General features: G+C 64.4%; 10 protein-coding genes and 3 pseudogenes. 7 read left to right on the top strand and 6 right to left on the bottom strand.

Annotated elements, in window-relative coordinates; genetic code table 11:
• Positions 1–64 precede the first annotated feature (64 nt).
• From ACVWW3_RS09075 to ACVWW3_RS09065, 3 genes are all read left to right on the top strand, one after another.
• Positions 65–631, top strand: coding sequence for a glutathione peroxidase (locus tag ACVWW3_RS09075; RefSeq protein ID WP_247443468.1), 567 nt, complete (start codon positions 65–67; stop codon positions 629–631).
• Positions 632–795: 164 nt separating this feature from the next.
• Positions 796–1,806, top strand: coding sequence for a polysaccharide deacetylase family protein (locus ACVWW3_RS09070; RefSeq protein ID WP_247346437.1), 1,011 nt, complete (start codon positions 796–798; stop codon positions 1,804–1,806).
• Between the two features lie 7 nt (positions 1,807–1,813).
• Complete coding sequence (locus ACVWW3_RS09065) at positions 1,814–2,365, top strand: dihydrofolate reductase (RefSeq protein WP_247443467.1); 552 nt, start codon at positions 1,814–1,816, stop codon at positions 2,363–2,365.
• Positions 2,366–2,376: 11 nt separating this feature from the next.
• On the opposite strand, the gene ACVWW3_RS09060 is transcribed toward ACVWW3_RS09065, so the two are convergent.
• Positions 2,377–2,829, bottom strand: coding sequence for a DoxX family protein (locus tag ACVWW3_RS09060; protein WP_247346422.1), 453 nt, complete (start codon positions 2,827–2,829; stop codon positions 2,377–2,379).
• A 220-nt stretch (positions 2,830–3,049) separates the two neighbouring features.
• Positions 3,050–5,361 (bottom strand): annotated as a pseudogene (locus tag ACVWW3_RS09055) (NADP-dependent malic enzyme).
• A gap of 163 nt (positions 5,362–5,524) precedes the next feature.
• On the opposite strand from ACVWW3_RS09055, the gene ACVWW3_RS09050 reads away from it, so the two are divergent.
• Positions 5,525–6,148, top strand: coding sequence for a hypothetical protein (locus tag ACVWW3_RS09050; RefSeq protein WP_456650277.1), 624 nt, complete (start codon positions 5,525–5,527; stop codon positions 6,146–6,148).
• A 43-nt stretch (positions 6,149–6,191) separates the two neighbouring features.
• Here ACVWW3_RS09050 and aspS read toward each other — a convergent pair whose 3' ends face one another.
• Positions 6,192–7,964 carry an aspartate--tRNA ligase gene (gene aspS, locus ACVWW3_RS09045; RefSeq protein ID WP_247443463.1) on the bottom strand — a complete coding sequence of 591 codons (1,773 nt, stop codon included), beginning with the start codon at positions 7,962–7,964 and terminating at the stop codon, positions 6,192–6,194.
• 196 nt (positions 7,965–8,160) lie between these two features.
• Here aspS and ACVWW3_RS09040 point away from each other — a divergent pair, with 196 nt between their 5' ends.
• From ACVWW3_RS09040 to rnd, 3 genes and pseudogenes are all read left to right on the top strand, one after another.
• The gene (locus ACVWW3_RS09040; RefSeq protein WP_456650278.1) at positions 8,161–9,633 is read left to right on the top strand and encodes a protein adenylyltransferase SelO; all 1,473 of its coding nucleotides are present in this window, start codon (positions 8,161–8,163) and stop codon (positions 9,631–9,633) included.
• A 56-nt stretch (positions 9,634–9,689) separates the two neighbouring features.
• Positions 9,690–9,798 (top strand): annotated as a pseudogene (locus ACVWW3_RS09035) (LysR family transcriptional regulator); the annotation flags it as partial.
• A gap of 366 nt (positions 9,799–10,164) precedes the next feature.
• Positions 10,165–11,317, top strand: a pseudogene (rnd, locus tag ACVWW3_RS09030) (ribonuclease D).
• Positions 11,318–11,546: 229 nt separating this feature from the next.
• On the opposite strand, the gene ACVWW3_RS09025 reads toward rnd, so the two are convergent.
• From ACVWW3_RS09025 to ACVWW3_RS09015, 3 genes are all read right to left on the bottom strand, one after another.
• Complete coding sequence (locus tag ACVWW3_RS09025) at positions 11,547–12,929, bottom strand: aspartate aminotransferase family protein (RefSeq protein ID WP_456650279.1); 1,383 nt, start codon at positions 12,927–12,929, stop codon at positions 11,547–11,549.
• Positions 12,930–13,100: 171 nt separating this feature from the next.
• Positions 13,101–13,271: a hypothetical protein gene (locus tag ACVWW3_RS09020; RefSeq protein ID WP_456650280.1), complete on the bottom strand. Its 171-nt coding sequence runs from the start codon at positions 13,269–13,271 to the stop codon at positions 13,101–13,103.
• Between the two features lie 30 nt (positions 13,272–13,301).
• Entirely contained in the window at positions 13,302–13,865 is a 564-nt protein-coding gene (locus ACVWW3_RS09015; RefSeq protein ID WP_456650281.1) for an isochorismatase family protein, read from the bottom strand.
• Positions 13,866–13,884: the final 19 nt, after the last annotated feature.

Below are 13,884 nucleotides of genomic sequence, written 5' to 3'. Positions count from 1 at the left end.
GTTGAGCAGGCTGATCGCCGCGGCGGAGTAAGGTGAGTCCCGGATCAGGTCGGGGGACGCCGCCATGCTGAACCGCAGGACCATGCTCGCCGCGCTTCTGACGACGGCCGCATCCGCAACTCGCGCATTGGCCAACGGCGGCATGAGCCGTATACCGGCCTACGCCTTTTCCTTCCCTGCATTGTCAGGCGACGACATCCGCCTTGCGGCTTTCACCGGCAAGCCGCTGCTGGTGGTCAACACCGCCTCGCTCTGCGGTTACACGCCGCAATATGCCGGCCTGCAAGAAATCTGGAGCGAGTTTCGCGAACGCGGGCTCACCGTGATCGGCGTTCCCTCCAACGATTTTGGCGGACAGGAGCCCGGCGGCATCAGCGAGATCTCGGAGACCGCGCACCACCAATATGGCGTTACCTTCCCGATTGCGGCCAAGGCCGTCGTGGTCGGTGCGAAGGCGCATCCGTTCTACAAATGGGCGGCAGAGGCGCGGCCAAAGGAGGTCCCGAAATGGAACTTCCACAAATATCTGATCGGCCGTGACGGCTACATCGCCGACGTCTTTGCATCCACGGTCGAGCCGGCCGACACGCGGATCAAGACGGCAATCGCCAAGACGCTGGCCGACAGCTGACGGGCCGCAGCCCAATCCGGTTGGGCACAATTGTGGTGAGGCGCCAAACAGCCGTTGCAATGGCGAGGGCCCACCATCTAGGCTAGGATTGTTTGGGGCAGGATGGTTTTGCCGGAAGCGAAAAGCCACGGCAGAACAACGGGATCAATCTCGAGGACAACACCATGCGTGTGGCAGCAGGACTGATTTTGGCAAGCGCGATGTCAGTTGCGTTGACAGGCGCGGCTTGGTCGCAGACCCCCGCGGCAAAACCTGCAGCCGCTACCCAGGCGGCACCCGCCGCAGTGCCCGCTCCAGCACCTGCTGCTCCCGCGGCTGCAGCCGCCGCACCGGCGCAACCGGCCTTCCCACCGCCGCCGAAGCAAGCGCCGCAGCCTGCCCGTGCCGCCTGCAACACGCCCGGCGCACTCGGCGTCGCCCGCACCGTCGAGATCGACACCACGGGTGGCCCCGGCTTTGGCTTCGAGCATTTCAAGGAGCTCGACTTCCTGCGCGACAAGGAGGTGGTGCTGACCTTCGACGACGGTCCATGGCCGAAGAACACACCCGCGGTGCTGAAGGCGCTCGCCGACGAATGCACCACCGGCATCTTCTTCTCGATCGGCAAGCACGCGACCTATGAGCCGGAGATCCTGAAGCAGGTCTACGCGGCCGGCCACACCGTGGGCACCCACACCTGGTCGCACGCCAACCTCAACAACAAGAAGCTCAGCGAGCAGCAGCGCAAGGAAGAGATCGAGAAGGGTCTTTCCGCGGTGAAATGGGCGCTCGGCGGCATCTCGCCCTCGCCGTTCTTCCGCTTCCCGGCGCTCCAGCACCCGCCGGAGATGGTCACCTATCTCGGCAACCGCAACGTCGCGATCTTCTCCTGCGACATCGACTCCTTCGACTTCAAGGCCTCGAAGCCCGAGAAGGTGATCGAGACCGTGATGAAGAAGCTCGACAGCAAGGGCAAGGGCATCATCTTGATGCACGACTTCCAGAAGCATACGGCGGAGGCCCTGCCCGAGTTGCTCAAGCGCCTGAAGGCGGGCGGCTACAAGGTGGTGGCGATGCGCGCCAAGTTCCCCGCCTCGTCGCTGCCCGAATACGATCAGGAGCTGCTCAAGGACGTCAAGCTGCCGACAGTCAGCACCCGGCCGGTCAACAGCGTCGTCACGACAGTTTCCGAATAGCCGGCAATTGTCTTTCCGCTTCGAAGGCTACGTCATCGTCTCCGCGGACGGCATGCTCGCCGATCCGGCGCACGTCATGCCAGACAGCCTGAAGTTCGAAGGCGACAAGCTGTTCTTCGAACAGGCGCTCGATCGCGCCGCGCTGGTCGTGCACGGCCGGCACTCCCACGAGCAGCAGCCGAATTCACCCAAGCGCAAGCGCCTGATCCTGACCCGCAAGATCAAGGCTCTGACCGTCGATCCCGAGATGCCGAACGCGACATTGTGGAATCCGGATCATGCGCGCTTCGAGGAGGCCTGCGCCTTCGCCGATGTCGCCTCCGGCACCATCGCGATCATCGGCGGCCCCGTCGTGTTCGACATGTTCATGGACCGCTACGACACGTTCTGGCTGTCGGAAGCCCCCCATCTGCGGCTGCCCGGCGGCGAAGGCTGTTTTGTGGATGTACCGGCGCGGACGCCGCACGAGGTGCTTGCGTCACACGGGATGAAGCCGGGCACGCCGTATCTGCTCGATGCGGCGCATGACGTAACCGTCACGCCGTGGCGTAGGACGTAGGTGGTTTAGCCTCACACGTCCCCGTAGGCCGCCTCGGCCGGACGCGTGGCGCGGCCGTAGCCCATGATCATGAACAGCGCGCCGATGATGGAGAGGTTCTTGAGCGCGTCAACCAGCATCTTGGCGTTCTCGGGCGCCGCCTGGTTCCAGAAGTCGTAGAACAGGAAGGTCGCGACCGCGACATAGATGATCATCAGCATCGCGAAGAAGCGCGCACCGAAATTCAGCGCGATCATCACCCCCCCGATGATCTCGAGCACGCCGACCGCGATCGCCAGCAGTTGCGGCGTGGACATGGCCGTCGCCGTCTCGATCTGCTTGGCGTAAGGCGCGATCATCTCGGGCACCACGACCTTGGCGGTGATGAAATCAACCGTCGCCTGCATGGCAAACAGTCTTGCCGCGCCCGTGTAGATGAACAGCACGGCGAACAGGATTCGCCCGAAAGTCACGAACGCTGGCATGATCGGCCTCTTGGCTCAGGCTTTCTGAAATCGCAACCTTGACGAAAGCACCGAGCGATTATGAAGAGTCATTCGCCGGTTTACAAACGGGGAAATCGCTAACTGCAAGTAATTCAAAAATAGCCCCGCGCACGAACTTCCCCTCATCCGGCGCTTCGCGCCACCTTCTCCCACAACAAGGGGAGAAGGGATTGCACCTCCGGCGGCGCTTCAGTTCGCCTCAGGTAAACAACGTCGGCTGCTGCCGGGCCGCGCGCTCCTGCGCTTCGACCACGGCCACCGCGGTCATGTTGAGGATGCCACGTGCCGTCACCGACGGGGTGAGGATGTGGGCCGGGCGCGCCGGGCCGATCAGGATCGGGCCGACGGGGAGCGCGTCCGCCAGCGACTTGATCATCTGATAGGCGACGTTGGCGGTGTCGAGGCTCGGCATCATCATGATGTTGGCCTCACCCTCGAGCTTGGAGTGCGGCAGCACCATTTTTCGCGCCGCGGCTGAGAGGGCGGTGTCGCCCTGCATCTCGCCGTCGGCCTCGATCTCCGGGTGCTTCTCCTTCAGGAGCTGGGTTGCCCGGCGCATCTTGCGCGAGGAGTCCGTGTCGTAGCTGCCGAAATCCGAATGCGACACAAAGGCGATCTTCGGCTTGATGTTGAAGCGCTGGACGTGAACCGCCGCGAGCGAAGCGATCTCGGCGAGCTCCTCGGCGCTCGGATTGGGCCGCACCTGGGTGTCGGCGATGAAGAAGGCGCCCTTGCTCGTGATCAGCAGCGCCAGCGCCGCATAGTCGCTGATCCCCGGGCAGAACCCGACGATCTCGCGGACATGGCGCAGATGGCTCATGTAGCGGCCCTCGACGCCGCAGAGCATGGCGTCGGCCTCTCCGCGCACGACCGCGAGCGCGGCGATGACGGTGTTGTTGGTGCGCACCACCGTGCGCGCCGCATCCGGCGTGACGCCGCAGCGGCCGGCGACCTCGACATAGGACTGCACGTAGGAGCGGTAGCGCGGATCGTCCTCGGGATTGATGAGGTCGAAGTCCTTGCCGGCCTTGATCGAGAGGCCGAAGCGCTTGATGCGCGCCTCGACCACCGACGGACGTCCGACCAGGATCGGCGTCGCCAGTTTCTCTTCCAGCACCACTTGCGTGGCGCGCAGCACGCGCTCGTCCTCGCCTTCGGCGTAAATCACGCGCACCGGCTGGGTCTTGGCCTTGGCGAACATCGGCTTCATGACGAGGCCGGAGCGGAAGGCGAAGCGCTCGAGCAGCGCGGTGTATTCGTCGAAATTCGTGATGGGCCGGGTCGCAACGCCCGATTCTATCGCCGCTTTCGCTACCGCCGGCGCGATGCGCAGGATCAATCGGGGATCAAACGGGCTCGGGATCAGCGAGCCCGGTCCGAAACCCTGCGTTTCGCCGGTGTCAAAGCCTTGCGCGACCGCATCGGACGGCGCCTCGCGCGCGAGCTGTGCGATCGCCTCCACGGCGGCGTGCTTCATCTCCTCGTTGATCGCGGTGGCGCCGACGTCGAGCGCGCCGCGGAAGATGAAGGGAAAGCACAGGACGTTGTTGACCTGGTTCGGATAGTCCGAGCGCCCGGTGCAGATCATGGCGTCAGGGCGCGCCTTGCGCGCCTCTTCCGGCATGATCTCCGGCGTCGGGTTCGCGAGCGCCATGATCAGGGGCTTGTCGCCCATCGCCTTGGCCATCTCGGGCTTGAGCACGCCCGGTGCCGACAGGCCGATGAAGATGTCGGCGCCGCCGATCACGTCGGCCAGCGTGCGCTTGTCGGTCTTCTGCGCATAGACCGCCTTCCAGCGGTCCATCGTGGTGTTGCGGCCCTCGTGCACGAGGCCGTCGATGTCGCAGACCCAGATGTTCTTGCGCTGCGCGCCCATCGACACCAGCAGGTTCAGCGTCGCGATCGCGGCGGCCCCTGCCCCCGACGCCACGATCTTGACGTCGGACAGCTTCTTGCCGTTCAGCCTGAGACCATTGGTGATGGCGGCGGCAACGATGATCGCGGTGCCGTGCTGGTCGTCATGGAAGACCGGGATCTTCATGCGCTCCTTGAGCTGCGCCTCGATCTCGAAGCACTCCGGTCCGCGGATGTCCTCGAGATTGATGCCGCCGAAGGTCGGCTCGAGCGCGGCCACGGTCTCGACCACGCGATCGATAGTGTCGGCGGCGATCTCGATGTCGAACACGTCGATGCCGGCGAATTTCTTGAACAGGACCGCCTTGCCCTCCATCACCGGCTTCGAGGCCAGCGGGCCGATATTGCCGAGACCAAGCACGGCGGTGCCGTTCGAGACCACGGCGACCAGATTGGAGCGGATCGTCAGCGTCGCCGCTTCCGCCGGGTTCTTGGCGATCTCCATGCAGGCGGCGGCGACGCCTGGAGAATAGGCAAGCGCGAGGTCGCGCTGGTTGGCGAGCGGCTTGCTCGCCTGGATCTCGAGCTTTCCGCTGGGCGCGGCAGACGGTGATAGGCCAGCGCCGCCTGGTGGAGATCATCGGAATAAGACGACATGCGGTGTCTCGCCTCGCGTTACCGGCCTCAAACTACGTTGTCCTGACCGGCCCGCCTTCGGGTGGTATTTCCGGGTCATGGAAACGGGATGAAGCACGGCGGGCGCCCCGGTGGCAACATCCGATTGCGGCCCCATCAACAGGGCGCGCGGTCAAATATCTAGATGATCGGCTCGATCCCGAGCAAGGTACATGCGGTCGCCAAGATGGTCATCCCCACCGATCCATCCGACCCGAAGCAGATTACATTGATGCTCAGCGGGATCGACAAGCTCGCGATCGACCTCGATCTCGGCGCGGCGTGGACAGAACAGTCCAACAGCTTCGTTCTGACGGCCGCGACCCTCGACATCCGGATCGCAAAAGTGCAATTGCGTATCGCGCTCAGCAACGTACCACGCGAAGTGTTTTCGACCGATCCCGCCCAACTGATGGGTCAAGCGGCCCGGATTGAGGCTGTCGCGCTCGAGTTCTCAGTGCGCGACAATGGTTTCGTCGATTCCGCGGTGACGCAGAATGCACGGGGGCGAAATGTCAGCCGCGACGCCGCACGCCAGACACTCGTCGACAGCGTCAAAGCCTACCGAGCAGATATCGCCGCCGCCAATCCGGAGGCAGGCACGGCAGTGGATGCGGTCGCAAGCTTCATCGAAACGCCGGGCCAGACGCTCGTCGTCAAAGTCACGCCGCGCGCGAAGGTGCCGCTGATGCAATTGATGCAGCTCTTCAATGCCGACCCGGAGGGCACGCTGGCGCAGTTCAATATCGAGGCGTCGACGGGGCTGTAGGGAAACGAGGCGCAGCTCTCTCGGCGTCATTGCGGAGACAGCCTCACTTCTGCGGCAGGCTCACCTTCACATGCAGATCGCGGAGCTGCTTGGTGCTGGCGTCCGACGGCGCGCCCATCAGCAAATCCATGGCCTGCTGGTTCATCGGGAACAGCGAGATCTCGCGCAGATTGTTGGTGCCGCACAAGAGCATCACGATGCGGTCAACGCCCGCGGCCATGCCGCCATGCGGCGGCGCGCCGTACTGGAAAGCGCGGTACATGCCGCCGAAGCGATCGACCACTTCCTGCTCGCCATAGCCGGCGATCTCGAACGCCTTCACCATGGCTTCCGGCACGTGGTTGCGGATGCCGCCCGAGGCAATCTCGTACCCGTTGCAGGTGATGTCGTACTGGAACGCCTTGATGGTCAGCGGATCCTGCGACTTCAACGTTTCCAAGCCGCCCTGCGGCATCGAGAACGGGTTGTGCGAGAAGTCGACCTTCTTGTCCTCCTCGTTGTACTCGTACATCGGGAAGTCGACGATCCAGGCCAGTTCGAACCGCTCCTTGTCGGTGAGGTTCAATTCCTCGCCGACCTTGTTGCGGGCCAGCCCTGAAAACTTCCAGAACTTGTCGGGATCGCCGGCGACGAAGAAGGCGGCATCGCCCTCCTTGGTGCCGATCTGCGCGCGGATCGCAGCAGTGCGCTCGGGCCCGATGTTGTTCGCGAGCGGACCGGCACCCTCGCCGCCCTCGCGCCACATGATGTAGCCGAGGCCCGGCTGGCCTTCGCCCTGCGCCCATGAATTCATGCGGTCGCAGAAGGCACGGCTGCCGCCGCCCGGCGCGGGCATCGCCCAGACCTGATTCTTGGGGTCTTCGAGCATGCGCGCAAACACCTTGAAACCCGAGCCGCGAAAATGCTCGGAGACGTCCTGCATCTCGATGGGGTTGCGCAGGTCCGGCTTGTCGCTGCCGTACTTTCGCAGCGACTCGGCGAACGGAATCCGACGCCAGTTCTTGCTCACCGGCTTGCCCTTGGCGAACTCCTCGAACACGCCGGTGATGACAGGCTCCATCACCGCGAAGACGTCTTCCTGCGTGACAAAGCTCATCTCGACGTCGAGCTGGTAGAACTCGCCGGGCAGACGGTCGGCACGCGGGTCCTCGTCGCGGAAACAGGGCGCGATCTGGAAGTAGCGGTCGAAGCCCGACATCATCAAGAGCTGCTTGTACTGCTGCGGCGCCTGCGGCAGCGCGTAGAATTTTCCCGGATGGATGCGCGAGGGCACCAGGAAGTCGCGCGCGCCTTCCGGCGAGGACGCGGTCAGGATCGGGGTGTTGAACTCGAAGAAGCCTTGCCCCTCCATGCGCCGGCGCATCGACTTGATGATCTCGACGCGCGTCATGATGTTCTGATGCAGCTTCTCGCGGCGCAAATCGAGGAAGCGGTACTTCAGGCGGATGTCTTCGGGATATTCCTGCTCGCCGAACACCGGCAGCGGCAGGTCGCCGGCCGGGCCCAGAACTTCGATCTCGCTGACATAGATCTCGATCTTGCCGGTCGGCAGATCGTCATTGTCGGTGCCTTCGGGGCGACGACGGGCCTTGCCGTCCATCCGTACCACGAATTCCGAGCGCAGCTTTTCAGCCTGCGAGAACGCCGGCGAGTCCGGGTCGACCACGCATTGGGTCAGGCCGTAATGGTCGCGCAGGTCGATGAACAGCACGCCGCCATGGTCGCGAACGCGATGGACCCAGCCTGAAAGGCGGACCGTCTCGCCGATGTTATTCTCGCGGAGCGCGCCGCATGTATGTGACCGGTAGCGATGCATGGTCGTCCCAAAATCAATGTCGGAGGATCGAATCGGACCTGCCGAAAACGGCCGGTCCAAAGTTGCGGCAGGGTTTACCCGACGAGGCCCAAGGCGGCAACCAAGGGAACGCCCTGTTTTCGGCTGGAAGTGCCCATTTCTGGCCAATCTGGGCTCAAGCCTTTGCCATCAGGCGTTCCACGCCTATCTTGAGGCCATGACGGTTCATTTCCCCTTCCAGAACTCCTATTCGACGCTGCCGGACAGCTTCTTCGCCCGGGTCGCACCGACGCCGGTGGCAGCGCCCCGGCTGATCAAGCTGAACCGGCCGCTGGCGCTCCAGCTCGGACTCGACCCTGATGTCTTGGAGACGCCGGAGGGCGCCGAGATCCTGGCCGGCAAGACGGTTCCCGCAGGCGCCGATCCCATCGCCATGGCCTATGCCGGCCACCAGTTCGGGCAATTCGTCCCACAGCTCGGCGACGGCCGGGCGGTCCTGCTCGGCGAGGTCATCGACAAAGACGGCATCCGCCGCGACATCCAGCTCAAGGGCTCGGGCCCCACCCCGTTTTCCCGCCGCGGCGATGGCCGCGCCGCGCTCGGGCCGGTGCTGCGCGAATACATCGTCAGCGAGGCGATGTTCGCGCTGGGCATTCCGACCACCCGCTCGCTCGCCGCCGTCGTCACCGGCGAGCACGTCATTCGCGAGACCGCGCTGCCCGGCGCGGTGCTGACCCGCGTGGCCTCGAGCCACATCCGCGTCGGCACCTTCCAGTTCTTTGCCGTCCGCCGCGATACCGACGCGATCCGCCAGCTCGCCGACCACGTCCTCGCCAGGCACTATCCGGAGCTGCTTGGCGTCGATAGGCCCTACCACGCGCTGCTCGCCGGTGTCGTCGCGCGCCAGGCCGACCTCGTCGCGCGCTGGCTGCTGGTCGGCTTCATCCACGGCGTGATGAACACCGACAACAGCTCCGTCTCCGGCGAGACCATCGATTACGGTCCGTGCGCCTTCATGGACGCCTATAATCCCGCGCAGGTGTTTTCCTCGATCGACGAGATGGGCCGCTATGCCTATGCCAACCAGCCGCGCATCGCGTTGTGGAATCTGACCCGACTGGCCGAATGCCTGTTGCCGCTGTTTGGTGAAGAGCAGGAAAAGGCGATCGAGCAGGCGCAGGAGATCCTTGGCGCATTTCCGGACACCTTCAGCAAAGCCTATCAGGCAGGCCTGCGCCGGAAGATCGGGCTATTCACCGAGCGCGACGGCGACGAGGCGCTGATCCAGGACCTGCTGGATGCGATGGCGAAGAACCAGGCTGATTTCACCCTCACCTTCCGCAAGCTGGGCGACGCCGCAGGCAGTCTCGTTGCGGATGCCGCGCGCGCACAGTTCACGGACCCCACAGCCTTCGACGAGTGGGCCAGGCGCTGGCACGAGCGCACGGCTCTGGAGCCGCAGTCTGCAACCGAGCGGCAAGCCGCCATGCACGCCGTCAACCCGATGTTCATTCCCCGCAACCACCGCGTCGAAGCCGTGATCCAGGCGGCGGTGAATGATGACTACGCGCCGTTCGAGGAATTGGTGAAGGTGCTGGCCAAGCCCTACGAGGACCAGCCCGAGTACGCGGCCTACGCCGATCCGCCGCTGCCGGACCAACGGGTGTTGCAGACGTTCTGCGGGACGTGAGGACGTTCAATTCGTAGGGTGGATCAGATTAGCCGAAGGCGTAACCTATGATGCGGGGGCGTGTCCGGCCGTGGCTGTTTCCAAACAGACCGGCCTCTACGCGAGATCATGCCTTCAGGCAGGCTGAGGCTCGACGATCTCGAGCCGATCGCCGATGCCGCCGCGGTCGTGACGTGATCGTGGGCCTCAAATCCCGTTAACCCCGCGTCCACCATCCGGCCCGGCCCGCCGCCGGTAACCACGAGAATTAACAGACCCTCAATTCGCCCCGGACAAGTTTAGCAATGTTTCCGAGGGGTTTTGCCATGGATCTGTTGGTTTTCGAGTTCCTGGGACTGGCGCTGGTCGCCATGTGCGTGGTCGTGGTGGCACTGCCTTGCGCCCGAAAACCCTCGCGGCGGGTCCGCTACGAATAGGATTATCGTCGGAAAATGCGATTCCGGCCCAAATGCAAGGCTCGAATTCGCTTAGAGCCCCTTGACATCACAGCGCTTTCGGCAGAACGGCTGATGGACTTGTCATGGGCCGTTCATGGATTTGATTACCACCACCGCTGACCTTGCGGCTGCCTGCAGCCGGCTGGCCAAGCACCCCGTCATAACAGTCGATACCGAGTTCCTGCGCGAGACCACCTATTACCCGCTGCTGTGCGTGGTGCAGATGGCCAGCGCCGAGGAAGCGATCGTCATCGACACCCTGGCCGAGGGCATCGACCTCAAGCCGTTCTTCGAGCTGATGGCCAACGAGGGCGTGCTGAAGGTGTTCCACGCCGCCCGCCAGGACATCGAGATCATCTGGCACCAGGCCAACATCATTCCGCACCCGGTGTTCGACACCCAGGTCGCGGCCATGGTGCTCGGCTACGGCGACAGCATCGCCTACGACGCGCTGGTCGAGAAGGTCGCCGGCCACCGGCCCGACAAGACCCACCGCTTTACCGACTGGTCGCGCCGGCCGCTGACCAAGGAGCAGATGCATTACGCCGTGTCCGACGTCACGCATCTGCGTGACGTGTTCGCCGCGCTCGATGCCGATCTGAAGAAGCGCCGCCGCAGCGAGTGGGTCTCCATCGAGATGGAGGTCCTGACCTCGCCGAAGACCTACGACTTCCACCCCGAACGCGCCTGGGAACGGCTCAAGACGCGGGTGCGCAAGCCCAAGGACCTTGCGGTCCTGATGGAGGTCGCCGCCTGGCGCGAGCAGGAGGCGCAGAGCCGCGACGTGCCGCGCGGCCGCGTGCTGCGCGACGAGGCCGTCAGCGACATCGCGACCCACGCGCCGAACACGATCGAAAAGCTCGCAAACTTGCGCTCCGTGCCGAAGGGTTTCGAGAAATCAAAATGGGGCGCGGACATCGTCGCCGCGGTCGAGCGCGGGCTGGCGCGGGATCCCGCCACGCTGCCGAAGCTGGAGAAGCCGCGCAACAATAACAATGGCGCCGCGATCGTGGAGCTATTGAAGGTGCTGCTGCGGATGACCGCGGAGCGCCATGCGGTCGCCAGCAAGGTGATTGCGACCGTCGACGATCTCGAGGAGATCGCGGCCAGCGACGAGGCCGACGTGCCGGCGCTACGCGGCTGGCGCCGCGAACTGTTCGGCGAAGCCGCACTGAAACTGAAGCGCGGCGAGCTGGCGCTGGCGGTCGAGAAAGGCCGCGTGATCGGGGGTTCAGCGGGCGGAATAGGCAAGTCGCTAACTGCGAACGCGAAAACAGTATTGCACCGTCATCCTGAGGTGCGAGGCGCGCGGTGCGAAGCATCGCACGGGGAGCCTCGAAGGATGCACGGCCCCGCTGCCGCAGTCGGGCCGTCGCCCTTCGAGGCTCGCCAAAGGGGCGAGCACCTCCAGCGACAACGGCTTCGCCGTTGCGCGGGGGTGACGGTGTCAGACCGAACGCCGTGCGAAGCGAGAGCCTACGCCGGCGTCAGTTTCGCCACTTCCGGCTTCATGTCATCCAGCACGCCTGAGATCGCCGCGATCAGCTCGTCGATCTGGGCCTTGGTGACGATCAGCGGCGGGCAGATGGCGATGGCGTCCAGCATGTTACGCGAAATGACGCCGCGCTCTTGCAGCATGCGGCTGGCCATGCCGCCAACGGCGCCGGGCGTCGCCGCTGCGGTCTTGCGCCCCTTATCCAGTACCAATTCGATCGCAGCGATCATGCCGACGCCGCGGACCTCGCCGACCAGCGGATGGCTGGCGAGTTCACGCAGCTTGGCTTGCATGTAGCCGCCGAGCTCGGCGGCATGGGCGACCAGGCCGCGCTCCTCGATGATCTTCAGATTCTCCAGCGCAATCGCCGAGCCGACCGGATGACCGCCCGCGGTAAAGCCGTGGCCGAGCACGCCGATCTTGTTGCTCTCGTCCGCGATCGGCTCGAACATGCGCTCGTTCAGCAGAATCGCCGACAGCGGGAAATAGCTCGAGGTGATCTGCTTGGAGACCACGATCGCGTCAGGCTTGATGCCATAGGTCTCGCAGCCGAACATCTTGCCGGTGCGGCCAAAACCGCAGATCACCTCGTCGGCGACCAGCAGGATGTCGTACTTGTTCAAAACCTTCTGGATCTTGTCCCAATAGGTCGCCGGCGGCACGATGACGCCGCCCGCCCCCATCACCGGCTCGCCGAAGAAGGCCGCGATCGTGTCCGGGCCTTCCTTCTGGATCAGCGCATCGAGCTCCTCGGCCCGCCGTGTCGCGAAGGCTTCCTCGCTCTCGCCGGGCGCGCCGTCCTTGTAGAAATGCGGCGAGCCCGTGTGCAGGATGTTTGGCAGCGGCAGGTCGAATGAGCGGTGGTTGTTCGGCAGCCCGGTCAGGCTGGCGGACGCGATGGTGACGCCGTGATAGGCGCGCATCCGGCTTATCACCTTCTTGCGCTGTGGCTGGCCAAGCGCGTTGGAGCGGTAGGCGATCAGCTTCAGGACAGTGTCGTTCGCCTCCGAGCCGGAATTGGTGAAGAACACCTTGCTCATGGGCACCGGCGCTAGCGCCACCAGCTTCTCGGCGAGATCGATCGAGGGCCCGTGCGATTTGGCGGAGAACGTATGGTAGAACGGCAGCGCCAGCATCTGCTTGTGCGCGGCCTCGACCAGCCGCCTCTCGTTGAAGCCGAGCCCGACGCTCCACAGGCCTGCCATCGCCTCGAAATAGCGCTTGCCCGACGCGTCGAACACGTAAGGACCCTCGCCGCGTTCGATCACAAGGGGACCGGCCTGCTGATGGGCGCGCGCGTTGGTGTAGGAATGAAGCTGGTAGGCCACATCCCGGGCCTCTTGCGAATTGGGCAGCATGGACATTTGCGAGAATCCTTGAAAGCGTCACGTCGCCGGCGCGGCCAGGGTCATCACCCGATGATCCAGTTACTTGGCTATTGCGGCAACGCAAAACTTGCAACGCCAATTCGTCGGCGGCAAGCGCTCAGCAGCGTTGCACAAAGCCGCACATCGGGCAGCTGCACGGGGCAGCTCTCACGCCGCGCCGTCGTCATTCCGATCGCCATCGGCGGCAGTGGCTTCCCGCACTTCCATCAGCGCCATCGAGAGCAGATACACCGTCGTGGACAGACCAAGACGGCGCGCCGCCTCGGCGGCATGCGACAGGTCGCTTGCCAGCTCCTTGAGCTGATCTCCCCGTGACAATGTCCCACTCCATCCGCCGATCGCGGCCGCCTACACCGCAACGGCGCCGCTGGCTCTGATCAGTTCGGCGCTGGACTGGATTGTAGCAAAATTTCCGATCACATTCACTACCGCATGCTTGTAGGTGGCGGCGTCGCCAGTTCCCGGCTGCCGGCAGGCCACCGCATCGGCGGCCACCTGGTAGCGATGGCTGCGGTGAAACCCGTCGACAGCGGTGGCCAGGATGGTTTCGTCCAGGGAAAAGCCTGCGAGCACGCAACGCACATTGCGGATATTGGACATGTAGTCCACGAACCGCGACGAACTGTAGGCCGACGGCAGCGGGTGCTCGAACGTCATTTCTCCCGGCCGCGGCTTCGCGTCCACGATCCAATCGGTCAGCCTGGATGCCGGATTGAACCAGGCTGCCTGAGCGATGCGCTTCAAATGCATCACCGGCCAGAGATTGCCGCGCCACACCGTCAGCAGTTCCAGGCAGCGCGCCGTCGCAACCTCGCCGTCGAGGATAACGTGGCGACGTCCAGGGGTCAGATATTCGACCTGGAGATCCGCGGAGACCAGGATTGGCGGATCGTCGGTGATGGAAGCCAGCATGATCTTGCGCGCAGCTGCA

It is taken from the genome of Bradyrhizobium sp. LM2.9 (genome assembly GCF_054056555.1).
The sequence above is the reverse complement of the archived record's forward strand: the minus strand, read 5'-3'. Positions and strand labels throughout refer to the sequence as shown.